Consider the following 26,838-nt stretch of genomic DNA (forward strand, 5'->3'; position numbering starts at 1 on the left):
CTTGATATACTCGATATAATAGTCAACTATACGTTTATTTTCCCAATAGTCGCGCGTTCGTTTCTTCAAAGTGTCAACATCACACTTGCCACCCATACACCCCTCCTTGTGGATAACCACTACGTATATCGGTTAGCAGTCTGATCTGCTCTTGCAGTCTACATTACCACTACTGTCGGTGCAGCTCATCCCCACAACTGTTGATTGTTCCTCAGCACAACTGCTGATCCGCTGGCGCGAGCGGTTTGCTATACTCGTTCAATAAAGGTGGCGAAGTGCTCGCGGATGAAGCGGTAGTTAAGTGTCTCTTCAGACGGCACCTCCCACACGTTCCGGCATTCGGCGAGGATTTTGGTTTTGTGCGTGTTGACCGTGCTGAGCGAGATCGATAGACGTTCGGCAACTTGGTCGGGGCGCAGGCCTTGCGCGAAGGCGCGGAGGACGTCGCGTTCGCGCGGGCTGAGTTGTTCCCAAACTTGACGGCAGCGCGGGTCTTCGACGGCGGTAAACTGGCGCAGATAGGCGGGCAGGTTGGTCGGCGTGGGTTGGGCGAGCTCGCGCAGGCCGGGGAAGTATGCGCCCCAGGGGTTGAGCGGGACGGTAATCAGCCGCACGCCGTCTTCAGGGTTGACGTGCATCTGCGCGCCGTCTTTGACCCGCGCGAGCGTCGCTTCGGGGGTGTACATGTGCCACAGGCGGTCGCTGAAGTCGCCGAAGATGGTGATGACCGCAGTGGCCAACAGGGCGAGCATGCGCCTCCCGCCGCTGATGCAGAGGTGCAGCCGGCGGCCTTCAGTTTTGAGACTGACGATGAGATCGCGGATGGCGGCAAAGGCCGCCTCGGCGTCACCTTCGTTGCGGATGTCGTCAAGTTCACTGCCGTTGCGGGTGATCGGAACGTGACGCAGCCGGCAGCGCCGTCCGGCGTAGTAGTCGTCAACGAATTCGGCTTGCAGCCGCTGCCATGCTTGCCGGGTGCGCGGGTTGGCAAACGAGAGGTGCAAGACGTAGACGTCGCTGATGGCTTCACCCTGTGCGAGCAGCGCATCGAGGGCGAAAGTAATCACTTGGGGTTGACCGCCGAGGGTAGTGATCAGCGTAGCCGGTTGATGCAACGTCATAGCTGTGCTTGGCTCAAACTTGATACGCTCTATGATAGCATATCTGGCGCAAGGGTGGTGGGGCGAATAACCACGAAGAGACGAAAGATCGGGTTGGTAACGCTGGATCTTGCCTAGTGGGAAAAGGGGTTTGGGGGGATGAGGGTCAAACCAGAACAAGGCAAGGTCGAGCGCATTCCAAAGCTCTATGCTTGAAAGAAGGCTGGGCAAGGGCAAGAGCAGTCAACATCGTTTCAAACATATTAGTACTTCATCTATGTATCCTATGAATCCTTTCCCGGCAGTGATGATCGGTGGCCCGCCCCATAGCGGCAAGTCGGTGTTGGTGTATGCGCTGTCGCAGGCGCTGCGGCAGGCGCAGGCGGCTCACTATGTGTTGCGGGCTTGTCCCGATGGCGAAGGTGATTGGAGCCAAGAGACACCAGCGGAGCAGGTGCGGCTGTTACGACAGAAGGGCCCATTCAGCAGCGCGTTTGTCGAGCGGGTGCGCCGTGATATTGAACGCCGCCATTTGCCGTTGTTGGTTGATGTGGGGGGCAAGCCGACACCTGAGCAAGAGCAGCTTTTACGCGCTTGCACTCACGCGGTGCTGCTGGCGGCTACGCCGGAAGGGCTGGCCGAGTGGCGCGAGCGCGCTGAGCGGTGCGGGTTGATTCTGATCGCCGAATTGCAGTCGGTGTTGCATGGCGAGGATCGGATCGACGAAGAAAAGCCGGTGTTGCGCGGGGTGGTGAGCAAGTTAGAGCGGCACCATCCGCCTAATGGGGTGATGGTGCAGCAACTGGCCGAGCGCTTGCAGCATCTGTTTGCGTTCACGCCGGGAGAGCTGAAGGAGTGGCTATTTCAACAGGCGCCAACCGAGTTGATCGTCGATCTTGACCAACTTGCGCGGGCTGATGGTATCACGCGCTGGCAGCCGTCTGACTTGCCCCGTGTCTTAGCCGAGATCCCGCCTGCTGATCTTTCAATCTACGGTCGCGGACCAAATTGGCTGTACGCAGCGCTCGCGCTGCACGCCGCACCGCAACCGGTGTTTCTGTTTGACCCGCGCTTGGGTTGGGTGCAGCCGCCAGTGGTAGAACTTGGCGATCAGCCTTCAGCCGCGCTGCACTGGACGCTAACCCCCAAGCCCAGATTCACTTGGCTAGAGGCCAATCCGGCCCAACCCCATCTCGATTATGACGAGCTGCAGCACGTGCTGGCCCCTGCCCTCGATCCGCAGCACGGCGTGATCCTCAGCGGCAAGCTGCCGCTCTGGTTGCTGGTTGGCCTAGCGCTCGCCTATCGCCAGCATCCGTGGCTGGCAATCGTCCAGGCGCAGGAATACACGAACGGCATTGTCGTTACAAGCAAAGTGCAGGAGCATCGTCCAGGATCGCTGGTTGTACTTCGGGGCAACCGATAGCCGGAGCGCCGGTCAGAAAATGAGGCTCAGAACGCTCTGGCAGATGGCGCAACTATAATATGAGTTTGGAGAATGCAACAAGGTATCGCGCAATACAGACTTTTCACCCGCTATTGCGAACATGACGACCGAACATCACACGGCGCGCGTCATACACGACCATTGCCTCTCGTGCTGGCGTCGGATGTCGCGTTTGTGAAGGTGTTGTGTGCCAGACTTCAACAAGAAACGCACCCGACCCCTGAGGTCTGGCACCGCACACTCCTCCCGGTTGCGGAACCAGACCGGCGGAATGATCTCTGTGCCTGGTCGCTATCCCGCCCGACCTCAAGGGTCTTCGGGGAAGAACGCGGGTGGCGGAACGCAGGAGTGTCTGTCGGGTTGAAAATTGGTACGGCTGAAGGTAGCACATACGATGTTGGGCCAGGCACGAAATTCCAGTGCTAACATTGCCTTATCTCTAGGAATAGAGACGCCTAACCCAGCAGAAAGATAATATCCAAAGATAGAACCTTAACCTTATGGACGATGATACGCTCAAACAGTCATTTAAGGAAATGTTCGGCTTTCCAGCGTATGATTTCCAGATCGCTGTCGCTCGGTATCTCTTCGATGGAAAGAACGTCATTCTTCAGGCACCAACCGGCAGCGGCAAGACGAAGGCCGCACTTTTTCCCCTGCTCTATGCCTGGAGCCATCTCAGGCCAGAAATCTTCCCATATCAGGGAATATACGTTACACCCCTGCGGGTGCTGGCCAATCAGTTCAGCGCCGAGTTTAAGCACATCGCAAACGATCGCGACGTGCGCATTCAGACCGGAGAGCACGGCGATGATCCGCGTTTTGAAGCCGATCTTATCTTTACGACAATCGACCAATTTCTGAGCAGTTTCCTTACCATCCCATACAGTCTCGGTAATCGATTAGCAAATCTAAACGCAGGTGCAGTAATCAGCAGCTACCTGGTCTTTGACGAATTTCATCTGTTTCCTGTCGATAATCAGGGTAGGGGTGCACTAGCAACCACACTCCATATCTTAAAGATGCTGAAGGGGATTACACCCTTCGTCTTGATGACGGCAACCTTCTCGAAAACCCTGATTGATTATCTATGCCAGGAACTAGATGCCGAGAAGGTCGTATTGAACGATCAGGGGTTACAACGAATTTCTTCGCAAAAGAAGAGATACAGATACGTCGCCCAGCCGCTTGATGCCGACGCTGTTCTGAACGACATGCAGCAAAATAAGCGTAATCGGGTGATTTGCGTGTGCAACACGGTAGAACGTGCCCAGTCATTGGCACAGGCGCTCCGCAATGATTCACGATCACAAGATCTCCGTGTTGAGTTACTCCATAGCCGTTTCTACGCAAGCGACCGAGCGCAAAAAGAATTGGGTATACGCCGTGAGTTTGGCAAGGATAAATCACAATATCAAAAGGAAAAGACCATTCTCGTCACAACTCAGGTGATTGAGGTTGGTCTGGATATCACCAGTGACGCATTGCACACCGAGATGGCGCCTGCAAGTGCGCTGATTCAGCGCGCCGGACGCTGCGCTCGTTTTGCGGGAGAGACAGGAGACATCATTATTTACGATGTCCTGCACGACGAGCAGGGAGTGTTCAACTACGCACCATACACCGATCAAAAGCGCGGTGACGATAATCACGATTTCGAGGGGCAGTTCAAATTATGCGAGCGAACCCGCGAAGTATGTCAGACACAGCTTAAGGAGGGCAAAATCCTGACTTATAGCGATGAACTGGCGCTGATTGATAAAACTCACACCCCATTCGATGAACAAATGCTCAGCTCCTTGAAAACCAACCAGCATTTTATCAGTGATAGCATAAAGACAGCGTTTGCGGAGCAGGATCGTCGTACTGCCCGCGACCTGATCCGCGATGTTGATAATCGCCAGGTCATCATCCATCCTGATCCTGAGACAATCCAGTTTCCGTATCGCTATGAAATGATCAATCTGCGCCGGAATACACTGCTGGCCTGGTGTGGTCGCGCTCTTGACGAAGCAAACAATCGCGCACTCGACTGGATTATCAAAGTGGCGCTGCCGATCAAAGATGACGAAAAGTATCAAGCAGACACCGAAGCCCCTGAACAGGTGCAGGTCCCCGCAATTCAATGGTGGTCCCCGCCATTTGACGCAAGAAACCTCGCTAATGCAGTGGTTGGAGGCGGGATTATCGCGATCAATCCACGTCTGGTGCAATACGATTCCGGCATCGGCTTTCGCTTCGGCAGCAATGGCGAATCCGCGCCTGAGTCGCCACTGGCGCCACGCACATCCCGCCGGCAACGCGAGCCAAAGGTTATGCACCGCGAGACCTACGCAGAACATATCGAAGGACTGTACCGGGTGTATCAGCGCGTACTGCAAGAACGCACCGCTGCTGCGCAGCGCCGCCTGGAGAAAGTCTGTAATTTGCAAGAAGGATTGCTTGATCGCTCAATCCGCTTAATGTTCGCCACCCACGACCTCGGCAAACTTGACGAGACATGGCAGGAGTGGGCGCATACCTGGCAAGAGAAGGTCAGTCAGTTACGCAACGATCCAACCTTGCGGATATCAAAGGAGTATATGGCCGCACATACCGACTATGATGAGAGCAATTCGCAGGAGAAACAGGAAGAACGAAAAATCAAACCTCGTCGTCCTCCCCACGCAACCGAAAGTGCACGCGCTGCATACGGATTGATAGCGGCGCTGACCGGAGATAATGACGCACTCTGCGTGGCGTTGATATCGGCAATCATCTGTCACCACAACGCGGCGCTGCGCGATAATCACGGCGCATGGAAACCGGTTCCGAAGCATGCGAAAACCGCCTTCAACCAGGCGATGAAAGCCGTCGGGTTGTTCAATGATCCGACACTGATCGCAGCGGTTCAGAAAAAACCGCTGATTGATTGGGAAAAAGGGTTCGATGGCGGGCAATCACTCAGCAGTGCACTGATTGACACTAACAAGCGGTTTGAGGTGATCCTGTACCTCTTCCTGGTGCGCATCTTGCGACTGGCGGATCAGGGAGCGCAGGAGCAGCCGTAAGGAGATACCATGCGTTCGCCGCGATATGTCCAAATTGACTCTGCCACATTGCAGGCTCTCGAGTCACGGATGCACGCGCTGGAGAAACTGGTTGGTCAGATCCGAAAAGAAATCAAGAAATCCCGACGAGGAGCGCAAAGCCAGACCGTCTCATCAGATCGTCAACTTTCGCTCCCGTTGTCGGATATGACGGATCAACCTCGAGAAGGAGAATAAGGTGGAGAAGGAAAATAAAGTGCCCAACCTCGAACTCTCTCTCTCTATCACTACCTCGCCTTTCGCCGCCTTACTTGCAGCGTTTGGCGTGGCGAAGTGGTTGCAGGTTGCCGGCAGGCATGCGAATGGTGATGCACCGGAAGTTGAGGTGTGCAACGGCGGTGACCGCATCATTGTGCGCACGCTGGAGCCATTGACTGCTGAAACACTTGCTAAAACATATCCCGGATCACTGGCGCCGTGGATTCTCACGGCGAAGAATGGTCCGGCGCCATCCGGGTTGAGTGTTTTCGACTATGAGGCTGAACGGAAAAGGAACGCCGAGTACTTTGCCCGCCGCGACAAACTGCGCAAGCGTAACCTTCGGCTGGAGGATCTGCCGGATGAACAACGACATGAGATTGAGGAACTGGAACCGCGCGCCGCGTGGTATGTCGCCGGCCTGGTCAATCAGATGGGAGCGCTCACTACGTACAACAAAGCGATCGAACGCTGGCATGCGTGTGGTCAGATCTACGCTGATCTGGTTCCGATCATCCTCACCATGTGCGACGGTCAGCCTGGCGCGATTGAACGCGCTCAGGCAGCATGGAAGCGTCTGGCGAAAAAACATGGTCTCGAAAAGAACGCCGATCTGACGGCAACGCAGATCGTCAACCCGGAACAGGGCAAGGGCGCGAACCGCGCGAAGGCGGATGGACTGTACAATGCCAATCAGCAAGGCTTCTGGTTGCTGGAGTATTTCAAGTTTGTCGGGTTGTATGTCGCCGGGCTGCCACGCACCGTGCGCGGTAAGAAAGATCGAAAGACCTATGTCATTATTCCGTCGCGCCAGGGATTGCTGCTTCGCTGGCACGAGCATGTGTTCGCTGAATTTCAACGAACCTTTTATCCGAGCAGCGCGATTAAGATGGATATCCTTGTTTCCCTGCGCTATACCAGAACGATGATTACGGAATGGGAGGCAGCGCAGGCAAGTCTGAATATTCGCCGGCACCGTCCTTCCGACTTTGTGGAAGGGCTGGCAGTTGCGTCGTTCAAGGACCTCGGTAGCGCCTTTGCGGTCATGAACGTTGCCACCATCGGGTTGCCTGAATGGGTCCGGTGGCCCGATTCAGCCGAAAAAGCGCGACAGATCGCGCAGGCACTGGAAGAGCATGAGCGCATCGTCACTGCCATTGGCATCCACAAGAATGAAGATAAGCCGACGGGTGAAGAGGAGCAGTTGCTCCGTGATTATCGAGATTTTCTCTCGGATCGCGACCCGTCGCTCCAGGCGTTTTTTCGCTTCACCACCGCATATGCCGGGTACGTGTTGCGCGAGAAGGCGCGACGTTTTAGTACAAACAATCTGGAGGTCATCATTATGGCGCAGGAAACAGAACGTCCGAAGGCATTCCTTCCGCTCGTCCAAACACCGGGATTTCGCCGAATTGCGAGCGCTATTCGCCAGAGCACCGTCACACAGCAGTTTGTTGACGACAATCTGTACGACATTCGCTACGGATTAGCCGACGAACTGCACCGCCACTCACGCGACAACGCCGACTTTCTGCGTGCCCTGAGCAAGTTCCTTCAGGAATATAGCCAGGAAAATGGGCGCGTTCTGGAGCGTTTCCGCAAGCGTGGTGAAAAGGTACCGCGTGAGCGGGTAAAAATCACCACGGAAGACCTTGAGCAGCTGGTCGAACTGGTAGACAAATACGGCGCTCCAACGGTCGCCAGTCTGCTTATCGCCTTCGGGTATGCCCGCGAACCAGGGCGTAAAGATGACAAACCGCCATCTGATGAGGCATCAACGCCAGAAGATGACGGCGAGACAAGTGAAGCTATCGCAGAAGACGCCAACAATGCTGATGAACCGTTCTAATCAACAGATACAGGAGTAAACTGTCATGTCAACTTTCATCTACTCAATCTCGCTGGCGATCAACGCCACCCTCGATATGCACAACCTCAACAATGAAGGCAACGAAGGAAATCAGTTGCAAACCCGTATGGTAGACATTATTGGCGTGGATGGACAACTGTACAGCGTTAACGCGATCAGCGGCGATATGCTCAAGCATATTCAGGCTGAACATCTCTTCCACCTTGCGCGTGAACGCAACTTGCCGCTCTGCGCCGGATGTCAGCAATTCAATCCAAACCGGATTAATGCCGACGCGAATTTCATCAACCGCACCAAAGGACAATCGGATGCAAAGACCATCGATGACCTTCTGAAAACCTGCGCGATTGACGATATTGAGGGTATCCTGATCACCGAAGGCGGACGTTCCATCCCGCGAAAAAGCGTGATCGAGTTCGGTTGGGCAGTCGGGAAACCTGAAACGCGCGAAGGGCATAACCAGAGTTTCTTCCACGTAAAGTACGCTCCCGAACGCAGCGAAGAACAGCGCAAGCAGGATGCAACTCAGCGCATCCAGGGGCAGGGCGAAGAAAAAGTTGGCGGGGCGAACCTGCAGCAGGCGATCTTCTACCGTCCGGCATCGAGCGGACAGTACGCCATTGTGTGCCACCTGGAGTTTGGTCGTGTCGGCTATAACGACATTCGCCAAGACTATACGCTCCCGCCTGAGGAACGGGCTGCACGTGGCGCTGCATTACTCGACAGCGTTCTCTATACCTTTGTGCAGTTGAACGGTGCAATGCGCTCGGCGCAATTGCCGCATCTTGTCACCCTGGAAGGGGCTCTGGCATTTTCAACGACGCTCATCCCCGCACCGCTCATCAGTCCACTGGCACCAGACTATGCAGATCAGATGCAGCGCATCGGAAGGGCGATCGGTGGTAATCAGGTGTGTGTTAAGACCTTCACATCACTTGCACAGTTCGCTGAGTTGATGAGAAGTCTGAGCGATGAAGCTCAGCCGTACACCATCAAAATCAAGTAAGGATGCGTCGTATGTGGCTGATTGCATACTACCGCCCAACAGCCTTGTTTTCGCTGAAACTGGCTACAGCCACCTCATCGGGTGGTCGAACTCTGATATGTCCAACCCCATTTGCGCTGCGCATGGCGCTCCTGGATGCTGCAATCCGCACGCTCGGCGCGACAGCGGCGCAACGTCTCTGGCCCCTGCTGCGCGGGTTGCGCCTGAAGGTGTTGTTGCCTGACCGCCTGACTGTCATCAACACCTTCACAAAAATTGTGCGCTTGAAGAAAATGGGGCCAAGCGATGATACCGGAACCGGGCTCATTACACCCTTCAACAATACAATTGCCTACCGTGAATACGTCTCATTCGGCGGTGACATCGGCATCTCTGTACAAACAGAAGCAGGCGACTCGCTGCCTAATGAGGTCGCCGCGCTGTTTGCCCAGATCACGTATCTGGGCAAGCGAGGAGGCTTTCTTCAATTACTTGATCGACCTGAGTACATCGATCAGGAGCCAGACGAGGCGGAAGGATGGACGTTGATTTCAGCCGATCAGACGCAGTTCAAGATTGGCGGGACGCTGCAAATGCTGGACGATTGCAGCTCCAAACTCACATTTGAGCAGGCAAACATCTACAGTGACAAGCGTATAGTTCTCGGCAAAGATCGCATTCTGCGCCACGTCGTTCTCCCTTACCGCCTGGTGAGGAGTAGTCGATCATTCAGTCTCTATGAGCGCATCAGAGAGACATGACGCGGGAGACCTTCCATGACCACCTCCTCCTAACCTTCACCGCGGCCACGCCCGTTGAACTCGACGACAACGCCGGGGCTGCCGTGCGCGGTGCGAATGTCAATGCGCTCCTGAACCGCTTCTGCGCCAACAAAGCGGCGCCGACCTGCGCCGACTGCCCGCTTCTCACGGTCTGCCCGGCGGCGAGCAACGCCTGCGCCCCTACGTCTGTCGTCCGCCGCAACCGGGCCGCTATGCGCCGGGGCAACTCTGACCTTCAAGCTGGAGCTGTTCGGGTATGCCACCGATCTTTGTCATGGCGGCGCAGGGGACGAAGTTCAGAGGCTGGGACGGCGCCTCCAGGAAAACAACGGGCGGCGCGGCGTGATGCGCCTCGCTGCCAGCGATGCATTCAATCCCTTGACCAGCGCAAAGCAATCACCCTTCCGCGCCGGTCAACGCCAGGTTCAGGCGCCCGGCATTCCTATCGGTCCGGCAGAAGTCGCAGCGTTCGCCGCCAATCTCCCGACCGACCGCCTGACCCTGCGGTTCCTGACGCCCATGCGCCTGATCGACGGCGGTCGCCTGGTGAAACGTCCGGCACTGCGTTCGCTCGTTCAACGGCTCGGCATTCGCCTGACCGACCTTTCCACTGCGTATGGCGAATGTGCATTTCCACCTTTGTGGACGGTTTGTGCTTGGAACGCGGCATACCGCTGATTAATGAAATAAACCCTCCCAAGCTCGTTAACTAGCCGGTAGGCTTACATCACGGGCATTTCGCCGGCACATTCGGATCGAAGATCGAACAGGCTCCAGAATCCATGGCCTTTATCTCGGCTATGATCGGCATACCCAGGATGTGATTCGCACGTTAGCAGATCGCGCGGGGCAATCATGGTGGGATAACCGGCAAAGACACCTCTACCGGAGTCAACATCGAGAAGCGCACTGTATCATGATAGACCAGAGCGATAAAATACCGGTATACTGACCCCTGAAATTGCTGTCCCAAACGCCTCGCCGCACGCCACGCCAGCGCGCCGCGTAGCACACTGCCGGGAATATGGTATCAGCGTCTTCGGGCCAATCAGGTTCAATGTGGGCAGGAATTGCCGCTTCCTTAGCATACGTATCGTACACTCCACCAAAGAATTCGCGCAGACCAATTCGCGCAGACCACGATCACACCGTTCCGCCAACCCCCACGTCACACGACTCGCAAAAGGCGACATACGACATATGAACCTCGGCCATCACCCCCTGCCGACGCCTCTTCGCCCAGCGCAACTTTTTACCGGCCTCATCATTGGCCGTACAGAAATTACCACCCACCGCCGCAGACTCAGTAACCGTCAATCTGCCACCCAATGCCAGCCGGTAGAGTTGATCGGCACCGAAAGCAACCGCGTCATTTAGCGATCACCCGGAAACTACCGCCGTCATTGACCACAACCTGACCAAGGTGCAAAGCAATGAAAAACCACGCAAAGGGACTCCTCTCACTCGCCGCAGCGGGAAAGAGGCTGAGGGGTGAGAGCCACAAAGCCGAGGTAGCCGTCTCACCCCTCAAAACAATACACCCCAAACGGCGCCAACTGCACAACCTCCCCCACACCACGCCGCTCACGACTACACGGAAAGATGCCAAGTAGATCGTTACCAAGCGGTTCGGTAATGAGCACATGTGATGGGAGCGCGTTGAAATTAACTACTCCGGTCAGAATACGCTCACCGAGCGTGCGACGAATTGTTAGTACCTCGACCGGTGCCGTGGCAAGTGCTTGATAGGTGACGGTTCCATGCCGCAACACCGGTTCGTGCCGCCAGAGTGCAAGCAGACGCGGCAAGACGGTGTGATCGGCATGTTCTTGCCCGTTCCAAATTGCCGGCGTCAAGCCGCTGAACAGCATCACCGTCCATAACGCCTGCACCAGTCGCGATCCGCGTAAACCGTCGGCCAACGGGTTGCAATCGGCGGTATCGTGCATCTCCAGAAAGCCGATCCGGTAGGCAGCCGGATACAGCTCGGCGTAATCGGTTTGATAGGCACACCATTCAGCCGGGGTGATCCGACGCATAGAAAGATGTATGAGCATATGATGACTAGGATAATCAAACCATCCGCCGGCGAAGTGGGCTGAATGGGGGCCAGAGAGCGTACACAGGAGCGAAAGATATGGACGTACAGCGATAATCTCACGTAATGCCTGTACCATCAGTGCAGTACCAGAACTCGCCCGCAACGGTGGTCGACGGATCCAGGCCGGGGCCGCTTGGTATGGTGCGATGATCCGTAAGCCATCAAGCGCAAACCGGTCGATCTGCGCGATCACCCATTGCTGCCAGTATAACCGCCAATCGGTGCGCGTCCAGTCAAAGTGATAGCCGTTCGCGGGCAAGCTTACACCCGGATGGCGAGCTGCTGCCGGCGCATCGGTCGGCACATTGATAACAAATGCCCCCGTATCGTCGCGGACAAACCATTCTGGGTGTTCGCTAAGGTAGCGTGAGTCGGGCGCACAACCTTGCATCGCTATGTCAAGGAGAACGCGCATCCCGTGATGGTGGGCCATCTCGATAAGCTGACAAATGGCAGCGTTATCGCCACACGCCGGATCAATCCGTTCAAGATCGCCAATCAGGTGTGGACGTTCGCCAACCGTATGCCACGGCAGTATACATAGTGTGTCAATACCAAGTGCCTTCAGTTCGGGCAATTGTTCGGCAAGACCGGCAGCTCCTCCGTGTTGACGCAGATCGGTTATATAGAGAATCGCATCGCGCAGCCACGCCGCCGGCGGCTGTGGCAATGAGATGCGTGCGCGGTATACGGCAAGCGCTGCCGGCCATGGTTGCGCTACCAACGCGATGTGTTGCGGCCCAACTGCCGACCGCTGATCAGAACGAAGCCAACTCGCGACTGCAACCTCATAAGCTAGCGATACCGCTTCGTGACCGCCTTGCACGTAAGGCAGCGCCGCTTCATCGTCGCCGGCATACCAGCACAGCAGGGTCAACGGCAGTTCGTCGTTCCACAACGCCATCACCCCTGCCCCCTGCGTTGGCGCCGGCTCGAAGGCGCTGCCGCCCCGCAAACCCGGCGCAAAAAAGCGGCGCGGGAGAATGGTGCGATCTTGGGTCGCCGCAATCGCCAGCGGCGCGCGGGGCCGCACACTGTTGCCCGGCGCCTCAAAGAGGCAATGGTTCGGTTCGCCTACCCGGGCATGCGGCACTACCAACCGCACACCGTATAGCCGCAGATCATCGCCACTGACATTCTCGATCTCGATCCAACGCTTAATCGTCTCGCAGCCGATCTGGTAATGGTCGAAGATTTTGAGCGGGCCTAGACCGACGATGATCGTCATCACAAGCCGATCATCGTTGACGCTCACCCGATGCCACAGATAGCGAGCAAAGGTACGGCTGGTGATCCAGTTCGCCGGCCCGCCCAAAGCGACATCAACTCCGGCGATCGGCGGACCATGCCCCAGCACATTCAAACTGTCATGGCGTTGGAGATGAATCAATGCGCCGCTGTCGGTTGACCAGCCAAGCGTGTATTCGTTGGTGCGTAGAATGATGTGATCGGCCTGTTCAGAGAGTTCGTAACTCATGCAGCAACCGGTATCGCCGGCAGAGGGTTCTGAGTTAGCGATATGTGTGCGACGCTCACGCACGCATAGTGAAGAGATTATAACACGAAGCGTCGAGACTACTCTGCTATAGCCGCGCTCTGCCCACAACGCTGGTTATCGAATCTTCCCTTGGCGCTCGCTGGACGCAATGGTATACTTACATCATAAATAAACAATGTTTATTTTTACAAGCACTGCAATGCCACGTCCACCCAAAACCCAACAGATGCCTAATCTCCCGGCGGTGATCAAACAAACCGCGTGGCAGCAAATCGCCGAATACGGCGCACCGGCGCTAAGTCTGCGCGCGATCGCCCGCACCATCGGTATTACCGCCCCAGCGATCTATAACTACTATCCTGACCGCGATACACTGGTGACTGCGCTGATCATCGATGCATACACCTCGTTTGGCGATGCGCAATTAGCCGCGCGCGACGCAGTTCCGGCTGATGACCTCGTTGGCCGGTTGCATGCCACTGGCATCGCCTACCGGCAGTGGGCGATCACTTACCCCGAACGATACCAACTCATCTTTGGCACGCCGATTCCCGGTTATGTCGCGCCGGTCGAGCAGGTGCTGCCGGCGGCGGCACGCGCCTTGAGCGCGATGGTGAGCGTGATCGAGGCATTGCGGCTAGCGGGCCGGTTACGCGCGCCACAACTCCCAGAGATTCATCCGGCTTATCAGCCGATGTTCGCACAGTGGCAGCGTTATGGCGGCCACTGCGATCCGCAGAGTTTCGCCCTCGCGATTGTGATTTGGGCCCGCGTTCACGGCTTCGTCTCGCTTGAAATCGGCCATCAGATTCCGCCGTTTGGCGGCGATGGCGCGGCCCTGTACCGGTACGAACTCGATCGCATTCAGCATCAATTTATAGCTGCTTCAGCGGAAGGTAATCAATAGGGGATTGGAGAGGAGAATCGTGATGAATACGGTTATCTTAGACGGTTCCGCTGCCGGTGACCGCCACGGGGAACGGGTGGGGCAGGCGCTCCTTGATCAGCTTGCGGCCCACCAGCATCAGGCCCGCATCATTACCCTCCGCGAGCACAAGATTGGCAACTGCGCCGGCGATTTCTTCTGTTGGGTGCGCAACCCCGGCCAGTGTATCGTCGCCGATGACAATCGCGCGATTGCGGCAGCCATCATGGCGGCTGATCTGTTGGTGTATTTGACGCCGATCACCTTCGGCGGGTACAGTTCGCTGCTCAAGCAGGCGGTCGATCATCAGATTCAGAATATCGCCCCCTTTTTCGTTACCCTCAACAATGAAACCCACCACAAGCGGCGCTATGAGCGTTACCCTAGCTTGCTAGTAATTGGCTGGCAAGCCGAAGTAAACCCACGTCGTGAAGCGATTTTCCGCCATCTCGTTTGGCGCAATAGCATCAACTTTTACGCCCCTATCACGCACTGCGCGATTGTCACCGGCGATCTAGCGGAAGCCGAACTCACCGCGCAGATGGCCGCTGCACTCGCGACTATCACCCGCACCGAGACGATGAGCACCCCAGAGCTGCCGGGACTGCCAGCCGGCGTTACCTTCGATACCCCGCCGCACACTGCCGTGCTGCTAGTGGGCAGCCCCCGCACGCGCCACAGCACTTCTCATTCGCTGGGGGAGTATCTGATGCAACAACTCGCCGCGCGCGGCGTCGACACCAATACTGCATTTCTCTACACCACGCTCGGCCAGCCGGCCAAGCTGCAAGCGCTGTACGACCAACTCGACACGACCGATCTGATCGTGCTGGCCTTCCCGCTCTACATCGATACGCTCCCTGCGCCGGTGATCCGGTTTCTCGAATTGCTCGCTGCCCGTGCTCATCCAGCCCAACCCCAACGCTTTGCCGTGATCGGCAATTGTGGCTTCCCAGAAGCGCACCAGCTTGCAAATGCGTTAGCGATCTGCGCCGAGTTTGCCCAAACCGCTGGCTTCGCTTGGCAAGGCGGGTTGGCGCTCGGCGGCGGCGAGTTGGTGCAGGGCAATCCGTTAGCTGGTATGGATGGGAGAGCGATGCCGATCCGCGCGGCGCTGGCGCTCGCGGCTGAAGCGTTGGCGCAGGGGCAGCCAATTCCCGCTGCCGCTCAAGACCGGCTAAATCGGAATGTTGTTCCGGCATGGCTCTACCGGCTGGTAGGCAGTTCCGACTGGCATCTGCAAGCCATGCGGTGGGGTGTTCACAGTGATCTGTACCGACAACCGTATCGCGCGAAGTGAGACGGTATCGAGAAAGGTGAGCCGGACGGCTGTCCGGCTCCGCAAAGACGCAGAGACGCTTAATGCAAAAGCGCGAAGGTCGCAGAGGACGCAAAGGGGTTTTTGGGGAAGCTTCACAGCCTGTTTGTCATTGCGAGCCGAGCGGTCGGGGCCGAGCGCCGCTCGGTCTGCCGCGAGGCGAAGCAATCTCCCGCGAGCGCGAGAGCTATGCCTGAGGTGGTTGGTTTCGCTATCGGGGGAGATTGCTGCGGTCGGGCGGCTCCCAGCCGTGCTGGGTGATGCCACTCCCTCGCAATGACAGTAGGAAAGTGGGAGATTGCTTCAGGCGCCGCCCCTCCCTCGCAATGACAATCGAGCCATACCAACGCTCTGCGCCACGCACCTGCTTACACCGCAATCTGCTCAGCAGCCGCATGCGCGGCAAACGCCAAGATCGCGGAGACCTCCCATCCTTGCCATAGACCATAGACGACAGCAGCACGGAAGATATCGCCGGCGCCGGTCGAGTTGGAAACCGATTGGACGGGCGGTGTCTCTTCATACCACGTCCCGTTGACCAACACGCGCGCCGGTCGCGCACCATCAGTGACAAAGACAATCGCCCCGCGCACCTGTTGCAGCAGAACAGCACGCTCACGTGGCTCAGAACCGAGCAAAGCGGCTGAAGTCACAATGACATCCGCCGCCTGCGCCAGCGGTTCATCCGGTTTACCCACATCGCCGGCAACAACCAACCGTTCGTGACGACGGGCAGCCAGCGCTACTTCGGTAGTATGCAAACCGTACCGACTTACGCTGACAATCTGGCTGGCGGCAAGTGCTTGTGATGATGGTGGTGAAGCAGCCGTCCCCTGCCGCAACGCAATAATCGTGCGCTCGCCGTCGGGAGTGATCAAAATGTGACAAACCGGGGTCGTTACCGTCGCATCACGCTCAACGTGTGCATCTAAACCAAGCTGCTGCAACGTTGCCGCTACCAGATCGCCGGGCAGATCGTACCCTAGTCGGTCGCCGTAGAGGAGTGGTTGCACACCCCAGCGCACCAATGCACGCGCCTCGTTGAGCGCATTACCACCGGCCATCCACCGGCTGTGAAGAGCGTGAACACCACTGCCCAACGTTGGCCAGCGTGGTAGCCAGATGTGAAGATCGGCACAGATTGAGCCGTAGCAAAGGATGGTAGACATCGATACGATGCTCAACAATATCTTATCGTGACCACTCACGACAATCCACTCGATAGGCATCGAGTTCTCGTCGTTTATGGAGCGCATTGACATTCATCTGATTGGCCGTTTCACAGAACGACTCCGGTTCGAGATGATATTCAATCACAAAAACCGGCTTTCCGCTGCGTAGAAAAGGCTGCAACGAATCACAATCATCGTAGAAAAAACACGACTCATTCAATGCCCAATCGAAATACGGTGCTAATGCTTCGCTCTGTTCACCATCATTCTTCAGTCCAATGAACAATCCTCGTTGATGAGCTGCCGTAGCGAGCCAGATGTTGTAGCGTTGTTGATCGGCAGCAGTCAAGGAAAAGCCGGTCTCGTTCACATACCCATTCACATTATCAGGGTCGACACCGTCACACCCTTTCGCTCGCGCCAAATCAAGCCGAGCCTCCATAACGGAGGTCAACAGATCAATGCGCCGGATGTCAAGCCATCGTTCACCAGGCCAACCTGCCATTGCTGCTCCCAATACGTCCACTGGGAACAAATGGGCATCAGAACGCCAATCCTCATACGAGCCTGCACTAAAATAGCACATCACAAACACACCGCGTTGATGCAGCAACGCAATATCCTCTGGTGACGTATCAAACAAATCGAGATTAAACACCTCGACATCAAGATCGAGTTTCAGATCACCGGTATATTGAATCTGCCAACGCGCCTGGTGTGGTAAAGCGGGTCGAGGCGCATGAGTGATTGATACGGGGACGGTAGGAGAAGAGGATGGTAAATCGTTCATCGGCAAGTGGCATGCTCCGAGCAGAAGAGCAACCCACCCAATAAACCACAACGAACGCAGCATCTGTATCAAACCACCTCTGCGCATTACTCTAGCGTAGGAAACTGCTATCAAGACAGGCAAAGCAGGGGATGCAGTTCACATCCCATGCTTTGCCCCATCTCCATTCACGCACCCGCCGGCGCCGGTGAAGGCTGGCCGCGGTTGTTGTTCGCGTGCGACCCGTTCTGACTGTTGGCCGGCGCGGGCATCCGGCTGAGAGCGATCCGCAGCACCTCATCCATCGATGAGACCGGGATCAGGTTCAACTCACGGCGCACTTTTTCCGGCAGCTCGCTAATGTCTTTGGCGTTCTCTTTCGGCAAGATGAAGGTACGGATGCCGGCCCGGTGCGCGGCCAGCGTCTTCTCTTTCAAGCCGCCGATCGGCAACACCTTGCCGCGCAGCGTCACCTCACCGGTCATCGCCACATCGCGCCGCACCGGTGTACCGGTGAGTGCACTGATCAGCGCCGTCGTCAGCGTGATCCCCGCCGAAGGGCCATCCTTCGGCACTGCTCCTTCGGGGATATGAATGTGAATATTCGTCTCCTCGAAGGTATTGGGATCGATGCCGAAATCGGCGGCACGCGACCGCACATAGCTGACCGCCGCTTGCGCGCTCTCTTTCATCACCTCGCCGAGCTGGCCGGTCAGTTGCAGTTGACCCTTGCCCTTAAACGGCAACACCTCGATGCTGAGAATATCGCCGCCGGCGCTCGTCCACGCGACGCCGGTCGCTACACCGACTTCGTCTTGCTCTTCGACCATCCCGAAGGTGAAGCGCTCAGGGCCGAGATACTTAACCACTGCCGCTTCGTCGATCACCACCTTTGGCGGCGCCTCGCCGTTCGCTTCGGTCTGCTCGGCGACTTGCCGCGCCACCTTGCGGCAGAGGCTGGCGATCTCGCGCTCGAGGCTACGCACGCCGGCTTCGCGGGTGTATTCGCGGATCAGCTTCAGAATCGCGCTCTCGGTAAACTCGATCTGATCATCTGTCAACCCATGGAACTCACGCTGCTTTGGAATGAGGAAACCACGGGCAATCTCCAACTTCTCGTCCTCGGTGTAGCCGCCGATCTCGATGATCTCCATGCGATCGCGCAACGGTAACGGGATCGGATCGAGCTGATTAGCCGTCGCGATAAAGATCACCTTGCTCAGATCGAACGGAATTTCGAGATAGTGATCGCTGAAGGCGTTGTTTTGCTCTGGATCGAGCACCTCAAGCAACGCCGACGTTGGATCACCGCGAAAATCCAACCCGATCTTGTCTACCTCGTCGAGGATGTAGACCGGACTCTTCGACTTGACGTTCTTCATGGCCTGAATGATCCGGCCGGGCAGCGCGCCGATATAGGTGCGGCGATGGCCGCGGATCTCGGCTTCATCGCGCACGCCGCCAAGGCTGGTGCGCACGAATTTGCGGCCCAACGCGCGGGCAATGCTGCGCCCTAGACTGGTCTTGCCCACCCCAGGAGGGCCGACGAAGCAGAGGATCGGCGAGCGCAGCTTGTCGCCGGCCAGCTTGCGCACGGCTAGATATTCGAGAATCCGCTCTTTGACCTTCTCGAGGCCGTAATGGTCGGCATCGAGCACCTTCTGCGCCTCGGTGATGCTGATTTCAGGCAACTCCTCGTCAGCCCACGGCAACGAGAGGATCCAATCGAGGTAGGTGCGGATCACACCCGACTCAGGGTTGTTCATGCCCTGCTGGGCCAACCGCTTCAGCTCATGCAACGCCTGATTCTTAACGTACTCCGGCGCATTCAATTCGTGAATCTTACGGCGCAGCTCGTCGATAGGATCATCTCCTTCTTCGTCTTCACCGAGCTCGCGGCGAATAATCCGCAACTGCTCGCGCAGGAAGTATTCGCGCTGGCTCTGATCGAGCACCTCTTTGGTATCTTGCTGGATCTTCACCCGCAGCTTGAGCAGCTCAAGCTGGCGCGCCAAGACCAGATACGCTTTGCGCAAACGCTCAACCGGATCGAGCGTGTTGAGGATCTCCAGCCGATCTTTGAAGTCGAACGCCGGTCCCCACGTCACAATGTCGGCCAAGTGGCCGGGACGGTCGATGCGATGCACGAATTGCACCGCCTCTTGCGGCACCTCGCCGAGGTGCTCGACAAACTCATCTACCTGTTGTTTGACCGTCTCCATCAATGCTTCGACTTCGAGACCGGTGACAACCGGATCGGTCACTGGCCGGCAGCGCACCCGGTAGAAGGGGGTAATCTGCACCGCTTCGATAATCTGCGCCCGGCTCTGGCCCTCAAGAATGACGCGCGCCGTGCCGTCATTCAGCTTAGCGAACTCTTGCAATTGGGCAATCACACCGATTAGCGGCAGATTCTGCGGTTGGTTGCTCTTGTAGCCTTCGAGCTGATGCTCACGCACAAAAATCAACAACACATCGCGATCTTCATCCCATGCCCGTTCCATGGCGCGGTAGGACTTCCCCTGCGGCACCTGCAACGGGATGGTCATGTGCGGCATAATCACCATCTCGCCGAGCACCACCATCGGCAATCGGCGCTCAGGCGCTTCAAATTGCTCTTCTTGCTCTTCAGGCACATCATCAAACAGTGACATTGGCTCATTCATAGGTTACATATCTCCTACGTTCAGAGTGAACGTTGTTCCTGCGATTTAATCGGCGGCAATGGGCAGCATCGGCGCTTGAAATTGCAGTTCATAGAGCCGGGCATACATCCCGCCGCGGGCCAACAATTGGCGGTGGGTGCCCGCTTCAACCACTTCACCCGCCACCACCACGACAATCCGGTCAGCCCGCTGCACGGTGCTTAGCCGGTGGGCAATCACGATGCTAGTGCGACCGGCCATCAACCGTTCCAGCGCCTCTTGCACGAGCCGCTCGCTCTCGCTGTCAAGCGAACTGGTCGCTTCGTCAAGGATCAAGATGCGCGGATCTTTCAAAATAGCGCGTGCGATCGCGATCCGCTGCCGTTGGCCGCCACTCAAGCGCACGCCGCGCTCGCCAACCGGCGTATCGTAGCCTTCCGGCAACTGGCAAATGAACTCGTGTGCGTTCGCCATGCGGGCCGCTGCTTCCACATCGGCATCGCTGGTCTCTAGGCGGCCATAGCGAATGTTGTCGCGGATGCTGCCGCTAAACAGCAGCGTCTCTTGCGGCACGATCCCGATCTGTTCGCGCAGCGACCGCATCTGCACCCGGCGCACGTCATAGCCGTCGATGAGGACGCTGCCGGATTGTACATCGTAAAAGCGCGGGATGAGACTCACGATGGTGCTTTTGCCGGCGCCGCTTGGCCCAACCAGCGCCACCATCTCACCCGGCTCGATCGCCAACGAGAAGTTGCGGAGCACAACCGGCGCGACTTGGCCATTCTCGGCCCGCTGATAGGCGAACGACACCTCGCGAAACTCGACCCGGCCCTGCATCGGCGGCAGCGGGATAGCATCGGGAGCATCGGCCACCGCCGGCTGCTGGTCGAGCAGCTCAAACACCCGCGTCACTGCGCCGAGCGCCTCTTGCACTTGGCCGAACAGACCGGCAAACGCGCCCATCGACCCGGCGATCATGCCGGCGTAGAAGAGAAACGCCACCAGATCACCCGGCGTCAACAATCCCGCCCTCACCAGATAGCCGCCAATCACCAGCATACCAATGAGCACGGCCCATACCGCCAACGACATCGCCGGCTGGAAGAGCGCGCGCACCCGCGCCCGCTTCATCGATTCGGCAAAGGTAGCCTCAATCGCCATACGAAACCGTTCGATTTCATACGGCTCGCGCCCGAACGAACGCACCACCCGCACCCCGACCACCGTCTCTTCGAGCACGCTGGTCGCGTCGGCCAGCCGATCTTGCACCGCGGTTGAGATCCGGCGCAGCCAGCGCCCAAAGACAACCGCAATCGCTACCAGCGTTGGCACTAGCACCAGCGCCAGCCCGCTGAGCTGCCACGAGACCACGATCATCAAGACCACGGCGCCAACCAACTGGATCACGCCTTGCAGCAGCGTGGTCAGATTGGTCGTTACCGTCGTTTGAATCAACGTCACGTCGTTCGTAATCCGTGACGTAATTTCACCGGTACGGCGCTGCTCGAAAAAGGCTAGATCAAGCCGCTGAAGCTGCTGGTAAGCCGCTAGCCGCAGATCGGTCACCACCCGTTCACCCACAAACGTCAGGCTATAGGTCTGGATCAGACCGGCTACCGCCTGCCCGATTGCCACCAAGCCCAGCAGCAAGGCAATCTGAGCAATCGGCAGCGCCTGATCGCCGGTGATCAGATTGACGATCTGACCAATGGCCAACGGCATCACCAAGCCCAACCCGGCGCCGATGACCATTGCAACCAGCGCAACTGTCATCCACCCCCGGTACGGGCGGAGATAGCCAAGCAGACGTTGCCAACTCGCGCCTTCCGGCAGCGCAGGCGGGCGAGTCAATTGCAGCCGTAGTCGCACCAAGCGTCACTCCTCTAACGAACGCAGACGTTGCTGCGGTTCGTTACCTCAAGCCAGCCGTCCCGTCTCACTCCGTTCGAGGGCCCGCACCATACCGGCCAGCACCCCTTCCAACAATTCCAGCAACCGTTCGGCTTCCGCCGCCGGCAAGTGACCAAGCGCCGCGTGGATCTGCTCGCGACGGGCCTGCTTGATCGCCGCAATCATGGCAATGCCGCGCGCTGTAATCTGCACCATCACCTGCCGGCGATCACGCTCGTGGCGGGTGCGCTCGACCAGTTGCTTATCGAGCAGGCGATCAATCACACCGGTTAGCGCCGCGGCCGACTGCTGCGTCGCTTCGGCCAGATCTGACATCTTGCATTCGCCGTTAGTTTGGGCCAGATGGAGCAGCGTGTAGAATTGGGTCAACGTGAGATTGAACCGGTCGTCGTCGAGCAACTGCACAAACTGGCGCTGCGCCAGCCAACTGATGCGCAGGATCAGCTGCTCGATGGCGTCGAGCGTCGAGTGCTCGGTGGTCAGGTTGGGCAGTTCCGATTCGGCCATACGTTGCCCTAATGCTAGCGCGTATAGATATTCAACAATGTTGAGTATACCAAAAGCAAGCAACGTTGTAAAGGAGAAATAGGGCGGAAACCATGAAAGAGTGCGGCAGCCAGATCGTGGGGTATGGCGTGCGGCCGTTTGACTGCCGCACGCCAGAGAGCGCAATAACCTTAGGGTTCCTGCTCCGACGCGCCAGCCTCACACGCTACCAAACACACTGGCGTGCGCTGCAAGAGCGGCAACCAGATCGTAGGGTTGAGATCGAGCCGGTGCGCGCCGGGATCGCCCCAGATCGTCGAGCCGCGCACATCGCGACCGTCAATGCGGAAGGTAACCGTTCTCCCGGCTATGCCGCAGCCTTCGCTGCCCGGCTGAGCCGCGGCCACGTCGATGATGTAGGCCGGCCTGCCGCCGATCAGTTGCACCTGCGCGCTGCCGCACACGGTACCGTTGATCAGGGCCGCGACGGTCTGGCCGGGGCTGAAAGTGGTGTCGCCGAGCGGCGCGATATAGCCGTAGTAGGTCGTGGGCGGCTGCGGCAGCGCCGATTGCAGCGTGGCGCCAGCGAGTGACGCTGGGCCGGCAGGGCCGGCATCGGTGACGAACACCCAATAGCCGCGTCCGAAGGCAAGGCTGGTGAGCGTGTTGACCCACGGATCAAAGGCAGGCGGCACAGTTGGATCGTAGCGTTGCCAGCGGTTATGTGTCTCATCGTAGCCATAGACGATCCGGTAGTGACGGGCATCGGCATTGAGCCGGCGGAAAGCGTCCGGCACCGTTTCGCCGGCCCACGGATAGGCGAGCAGGTTCCAACCCAACGCCGGACGTAGCGTGGTGAGCAACGTGTACAAGCCCGCTCCCGCCGAATCGCCGGCCAGCTCGCGCCGCTCGCGATCGCACCGGTAGACGGTAAGCTCGCGCCACGCCTGATCGGCCGGGTTGTAGGTAAAGATGCTCAACCCACCGGCAGTGCCGGGAGGCAGACTGGCTTCGTCATAACTCAGATTAATCGAGAAACCATTCAGGTTGGTAGCGCTTGCCCCGCTGAGCCAATAGCCCGAACCAACCTGCTCGGTCCACGGCGGCGGTGCCGCCGGCGCGCGGGTGGCCGCCTGAAATGAGAGCAGATCACCCGGCCCAAATACCCCTTCCAGATCGTAGACCATCGCTTGCCCGTCAAGCGAAGCCGGCGCATCGTTAGGACACGTTTGCAAGCGTGGGTTGCATGGCCGGCGTTGCCTCAGCACCGGCGATCCGCTGGCGGTAGTGCGCGGGGTGTCTGCTGGGTAGTAGAACAGGCTCACATCGGTCACCGTTTCTCGGCGCGGCGCCGGCTCATCGACCAAGAGATGCAACAGAGCCTGCTCGAAGGGCGCTGGCGCTGTGATGTCAGCCTGCGCGACACCGCCGCTGAACGGCAGGGTGACGCTTGCCGAAGGCTGGCCGTCGAGCGGGAAGAGGCGGGCGCGCAACGGCGCACTGATCCCTTCCGACCGCACTGTCACCCGTATGCGCTGGCCGTCGAGCGGCTCGATCCGGACATCGGGCTGCCAATCAGGCCGCTCAGCCACTGTGAGGGTAGTTTGGCCGTTGACAATCGTTTCGACACACCCCAAGCGGCGCACCGCCGGCTCGAACAGGCAGAGCCGATCGCCGGGGCGCGCGCCGCGCGCTTCGAGCTGATCGCGCACCGGCGCACCCAGATCGATCAGCCGGTCAGTGACACCGTTGCCGTCATCATCGGCAAAGAGAAATCCGCGCGCGCTACGATCCGGTTGCAGCCTGATCTCATCGCCACCAAAGACCAGCAACAGGCTGAAGGCGCTCTGGCGCACGGTGCGGGCCGGTTCGGCTAGCGGCATGTCAATCACCTCGGTCAGATTGGCCGGCAGCGTGTTGGGGCCGGTGATCTGATTGAGCGTGGACGGACGGCGGGCGGCCAGCGCTGGGTAAAAGGCGACGATGGTATCCCAATCGGCCCGCCCGGTTTCGAGCTGTGAGAGGGTATTGGCGCAGAAACGTTCCCAATTGAGATTGAAGGGGTGAAATTCCGACTCTTCTTCGCGGTAGGGATTGTTCATCGCACCGAGGCAACCCTCGACGCCAACCAGCACCTTCCGCCCGCCCACCGTCGCAAACCCGATGTAGTTGTCTGACAAGAAGAATAGATAGTGACCAAGCTCATGCGCGAGCGCCCGCGGCCAATCCTCGCCGATTGCGCCCCGGCTGGCGCCGTACTGGTTCCACGTCGCGCCGATCCGCACCCGGCCCGGATAGAAGACCACCTCGTCGCCGTTACCGTTGGTCGTGATCGTCGTCTGCTGCACCACGCCGCCTCGATCGGAATTGGGCCGCAACCGGTTGCTGGCATAGACGCGCACATCGGCCAGATTCCAGCGTTCGCGGTTGTGGAAGATGCGCACCCGGCCCAACGCCGCTTGCCCGTTCGTCCAGTCGTAGAGCAATTCAGAGGCGCGGCGCAGATCAGTGCGCAGTTGGGCGAGATAACCGGTATCGTTGCGCGCATCCCATTCGAGCGACACGTCAAGATCGAAGAGCAAGAGCGGATTGGCTGCGCTGACGTTCAAGGCATTGGGCGCACTATCGCTCAGGACTGAAAACACCGGCGGATCGCCGGGAGCAAAGTTGGTGTAGTAGAGTGGGATCTCGTTCACTAAGGCGCTGATGCTCCACGCCGTTAATGAACCGCCGTCAAAGGCAAAATCGTCTTTGATCACCAGTTGCCACACGCCGGCAATCGGCTCGCCGCGCAGTTGGTCAAGCGGATCAACGGCGCGAAAGACGGCGCCGCCGGTTGGCGGGCAATGTACTCCCGGCGCGGTATCGGTGACGCGCAATGCAAACCCAGCGGCAGCGCCGCATGCGCGATCAACTAGCCGCACGGCAGTACCCGCCGGGCTGATTAGCGTCATGGTGAGATCGCTAACGTAAGTATGGGTGCCGGTGATGGCAATAGTATCAATAAACTGGATAATCCCGGTCTGAGTGATCGTGAGGGTAGCGGTAATCAGATCGGGCCGGTCAGCGGCTATCGGGATGGGGGCATGACTGCTGGCGACGGTGCGTAATTCACCCACCGGTTGCAAGACGGCCACCGCATCGCCGTTATTGACTCGACCGGTCAAGGTGGCATTTCCGCTAGAATCGGTGCGCAATGGGCGATCACCGGCAAGGATCGGATCGGCCAGCGCCGTGCTGCCGGCGGGTTGGCGGAATAAGAGCGCACCGAGCGATGGCTCAGCCCGTTCACCAACCACCGAGACGCTCACAGTCCCGCTCAACTCGTTGCGATAGATGCGTGCCGGCGCGCCAAACCGCACGACAGCCAGATCAGGGGTGCTGCCGCCCAGCAACTGGCCCCATGCCACGCTGCTGAGATTGGTGGCGCGATTGGCGAACGTCGCTACGAGGGTAAAGCCGCCGGCGCCGTTGTTCTGTAACAGATGCTCGCCGACGGGCAAGGTTTGGATCACATCGCTGCGTGGTTCGCTACTCAACGCGACATCCAGCCGGCCATCACTATCATAATCGGCGGCAACGGCGGCAATCGCATTGATACGTTGCTCGGTCGCCCACGACAACGCCAAAGTAAAGGGAGCATCGGATTGGTGCAGGTAGAGCCGGCTATTCTCGCGCACACTAGCAATAAAGAGGTCATTGCGCCCGTTGCCATCGAAATCAGCCACGAGCACAGCGCGAGTATTGGTATTGGCTGCGTTGTCAATCCACATGGGTACATCAACGAAAAATGGTGCCGTGGGCACGCCAGGAAAAATGGTGGTTGGAGCGCCGCGCAAGCCAACCACCAGATCAGGCTGGCTATCGCCATTCATATCCGCCAGCGCCAAGCTACTGGCGGTAAAACTGCCCGGCACCGCTACCAGCGGCGTATCCGGCCCGCCGGTGATGATCGTCGCGCCGAGGTAGTAATAGATTGGTTCAAGTTCGCCGCCGATGAGCAGATCGGGCTCGCTATCGCCATCAAGATCACCCCAGACAATCGTTTGGGCAAAGAGCGGTTGGGTCGTAAACTGCACCGTCACCGTCACCGTCACCCCGCCGAGGAACGGCGTCACCCGATAGATCACGCTGACATCATCATAATTCGCTTCGGCCAACAGCAATGCGCCGCCACTCGTGACTGCCCACGCCAGCGCCACCGTCTGGTGCGCCGTCGTCGAACTCCAGATCAGGGTAAACACCGGTTGGCCGCTGGTGTCAAGCCCATCGTTGCGCCACAGTTGGGTAGGCAGATTGCGCCGGCCAATCGCTAGATCATCATCACCATCGTTATCGAAATCAACGACGGCAACCGCTGTGAACCCATCGCTAGCTGCTGACTGCCAGGCCAACCGCAACGGCGTGGCGCTGTCTTGGCTATACAACAGTGATGGTGGGGGTACAACGCCAGCCACTCCAACGACCAATACCAAACATAGTGCAACCAATTGGCGCGCCATAGACCTTCCTCCACCGTGCGACGAGCAGGCAGTGCCG

16 protein-coding genes are annotated in these 26,838 nt (G+C 58.2%); 8 read left to right on the forward strand and 8 right to left on the reverse strand.

Annotated features, from left to right (window positions below):
• Nucleotides 1–248 precede the first annotated feature (248 nt).
• Complete coding sequence (locus tag U9R61_RS13100) at nt 249–1,121, reverse strand: CRISPR-associated ring nuclease (protein ID WP_322489266.1); 873 nt, start codon at nt 1,119–1,121, stop codon at nt 249–251.
• Between the two features lie 265 nt (nt 1,122–1,386).
• Here U9R61_RS13100 and U9R61_RS13105 point away from each other — a divergent pair, with 265 nt between their 5' ends.
• The 6 genes from U9R61_RS13105 (at nt 1,387) to U9R61_RS13130 (ending at nt 10,149) form a co-directional block, all read left to right on the forward strand.
• Nucleotides 1,387–2,526 (forward strand): CRISPR-associated protein Csx3, encoded by a 1,140-nt coding sequence (locus U9R61_RS13105; protein WP_322489267.1) that lies wholly within the window; start codon nt 1,387–1,389, stop codon nt 2,524–2,526.
• A 521-nt stretch (nt 2,527–3,047) separates the two neighbouring features.
• Nucleotides 3,048–5,597, forward strand: coding sequence for a CRISPR-associated helicase Cas3' (gene cas3, locus U9R61_RS13110; protein ID WP_322489268.1), 2,550 nt, complete (start codon nt 3,048–3,050; stop codon nt 5,595–5,597).
• A gap of 217 nt (nt 5,598–5,814) precedes the next feature.
• On the forward strand, nt 5,815–7,683 hold the full coding sequence (locus tag U9R61_RS13115; protein WP_322489269.1) for a hypothetical protein: 1,869 nt from the start codon (nt 5,815–5,817) through the stop codon (nt 7,681–7,683).
• Nucleotides 7,684–7,708: 25 nt separating this feature from the next.
• Entirely contained in the window at nt 7,709–8,710 is a 1,002-nt protein-coding gene (locus U9R61_RS13120; protein WP_322489270.1) for a DevR family CRISPR-associated autoregulator, read from the forward strand.
• A gap of 11 nt (nt 8,711–8,721) precedes the next feature.
• Entirely contained in the window at nt 8,722–9,450 is a 729-nt protein-coding gene (locus U9R61_RS13125; RefSeq protein WP_322489271.1) for a hypothetical protein, read from the forward strand.
• 366 nt (nt 9,451–9,816) lie between these two features.
• Nucleotides 9,817–10,149 carry a hypothetical protein gene (locus U9R61_RS13130; RefSeq protein WP_322489272.1) on the forward strand — a complete coding sequence of 111 codons (333 nt, stop codon included), beginning with the start codon at nt 9,817–9,819 and terminating at the stop codon, nt 10,147–10,149.
• An 842-nt stretch (nt 10,150–10,991) separates the two neighbouring features.
• Here U9R61_RS13130 and U9R61_RS13135 read toward each other — a convergent pair.
• Nucleotides 10,992–13,049: an alpha-amylase family glycosyl hydrolase gene (locus tag U9R61_RS13135; protein ID WP_322489273.1), complete on the reverse strand. Its 2,058-nt coding sequence runs from the start codon at nt 13,047–13,049 to the stop codon at nt 10,992–10,994.
• A 220-nt stretch (nt 13,050–13,269) separates the two neighbouring features.
• On the opposite strand from U9R61_RS13135, the gene U9R61_RS13140 reads away from it, so the two are divergent.
• Both U9R61_RS13140 and U9R61_RS13145 read left to right on the forward strand, forming a co-directional pair.
• On the forward strand, nt 13,270–13,977 hold the full coding sequence (locus U9R61_RS13140; RefSeq protein WP_322489274.1) for a TetR/AcrR family transcriptional regulator: 708 nt from the start codon (nt 13,270–13,272) through the stop codon (nt 13,975–13,977).
• A gap of 22 nt (nt 13,978–13,999) precedes the next feature.
• Entirely contained in the window at nt 14,000–15,295 is a 1,296-nt protein-coding gene (locus U9R61_RS13145) for an NAD(P)H-dependent oxidoreductase (RefSeq protein ID WP_322489275.1), read from the forward strand.
• Nucleotides 15,296–15,681: 386 nt separating this feature from the next.
• Here U9R61_RS13145 and U9R61_RS13150 read toward each other — a convergent pair whose 3' ends face one another.
• The 6 genes from U9R61_RS13150 to U9R61_RS13175 all read right to left on the reverse strand — a co-directional run bounded on the left by U9R61_RS13150 (nt 15,682) and on the right by U9R61_RS13175 (nt 26,801).
• Nucleotides 15,682–16,542: a carbohydrate kinase family protein gene (locus U9R61_RS13150; protein WP_322489276.1), complete on the reverse strand. Its 861-nt coding sequence runs from the start codon at nt 16,540–16,542 to the stop codon at nt 15,682–15,684.
• Nucleotides 16,505–17,338, reverse strand: coding sequence for an endo alpha-1,4 polygalactosaminidase (locus U9R61_RS13155; RefSeq protein ID WP_322489277.1), 834 nt, complete (start codon nt 17,336–17,338; stop codon nt 16,505–16,507). Before U9R61_RS13155 ends, U9R61_RS13150 begins: the two co-directional genes overlap by 38 nt.
• A 104-nt stretch (nt 17,339–17,442) precedes the next feature.
• Nucleotides 17,443–19,920 (reverse strand): endopeptidase La, encoded by a 2,478-nt coding sequence (lon, locus tag U9R61_RS13160; RefSeq protein ID WP_322489278.1) that lies wholly within the window; start codon nt 19,918–19,920, stop codon nt 17,443–17,445.
• A gap of 45 nt (nt 19,921–19,965) precedes the next feature.
• Complete coding sequence (locus tag U9R61_RS13165) at nt 19,966–21,771, reverse strand: ABC transporter ATP-binding protein (protein ID WP_322489279.1); 1,806 nt, start codon at nt 21,769–21,771, stop codon at nt 19,966–19,968.
• Nucleotides 21,772–21,819: 48 nt separating this feature from the next.
• Nucleotides 21,820–22,320, reverse strand: a complete 501-nt coding sequence (locus U9R61_RS13170) for a MarR family transcriptional regulator (RefSeq protein WP_322489280.1) — start codon at nt 22,318–22,320, stop codon at nt 21,820–21,822.
• 170 nt (nt 22,321–22,490) lie between these two features.
• Nucleotides 22,491–26,801 (reverse strand): FG-GAP-like repeat-containing protein, encoded by a 4,311-nt coding sequence (locus U9R61_RS13175; RefSeq protein ID WP_322489281.1) that lies wholly within the window; start codon nt 26,799–26,801, stop codon nt 22,491–22,493.
• Nucleotides 26,802–26,838: the final 37 nt, after the last annotated feature.

The organism is Chloroflexus sp. (assembly GCF_034431535.1).
Taxonomy (GTDB): Bacteria; Chloroflexota; Chloroflexia; order Chloroflexales; family Chloroflexaceae; genus Chloroflexus.

What these genes read in the sequence shown, in the direction of transcription:
- U9R61_RS13170 (WP_322489280.1), bottom strand. Translation starts at nt 22,320, where the DNA reads ATGGCCGAATCGGAACTGCCCAACCTGACCACCGAGCACTCGACGCTC.
- U9R61_RS13150 (WP_322489276.1), bottom strand. Translation starts at nt 16,542, where the DNA reads ATGCCTATCGAGTGGATTGTCGTGAGTGGTCACGATAAGATATTGTTG.
- U9R61_RS13100 (WP_322489266.1), bottom strand. Translation starts at nt 1,121, where the DNA reads ATGACGTTGCATCAACCGGCTACGCTGATCACTACCCTCGGCGGTCAA.
- cas3 (WP_322489268.1), top strand. Translation starts at nt 3,048, where the DNA reads ATGGACGATGATACGCTCAAACAGTCATTTAAGGAAATGTTCGGCTTT.
- U9R61_RS13130 (WP_322489272.1), top strand. Translation starts at nt 9,817, where the DNA reads ATGCGCCTCGCTGCCAGCGATGCATTCAATCCCTTGACCAGCGCAAAG.
- U9R61_RS13140 (WP_322489274.1), top strand. Translation starts at nt 13,270, where the DNA reads ATGCCACGTCCACCCAAAACCCAACAGATGCCTAATCTCCCGGCGGTG.
- U9R61_RS13125 (WP_322489271.1), top strand. Translation starts at nt 8,722, where the DNA reads ATGTGGCTGATTGCATACTACCGCCCAACAGCCTTGTTTTCGCTGAAA.
- lon (WP_322489278.1), bottom strand. Translation starts at nt 19,920, where the DNA reads ATGAATGAGCCAATGTCACTGTTTGATGATGTGCCTGAAGAGCAAGAA.
- U9R61_RS13120 (WP_322489270.1), top strand. Translation starts at nt 7,709, where the DNA reads ATGTCAACTTTCATCTACTCAATCTCGCTGGCGATCAACGCCACCCTC.
- U9R61_RS13175 (WP_322489281.1), bottom strand. Translation starts at nt 26,801, where the DNA reads ATGGCGCGCCAATTGGTTGCACTATGTTTGGTATTGGTCGTTGGAGTG.
- U9R61_RS13105 (WP_322489267.1), top strand. Translation starts at nt 1,387, where the DNA reads ATGAATCCTTTCCCGGCAGTGATGATCGGTGGCCCGCCCCATAGCGGC.
- U9R61_RS13135 (WP_322489273.1), bottom strand. Translation starts at nt 13,049, where the DNA reads ATGAGTTACGAACTCTCTGAACAGGCCGATCACATCATTCTACGCACC.
- U9R61_RS13145 (WP_322489275.1), top strand. Translation starts at nt 14,000, where the DNA reads ATGAATACGGTTATCTTAGACGGTTCCGCTGCCGGTGACCGCCACGGG.
- U9R61_RS13155 (WP_322489277.1), bottom strand. Translation starts at nt 17,338, where the DNA reads ATGCTGCGTTCGTTGTGGTTTATTGGGTGGGTTGCTCTTCTGCTCGGA.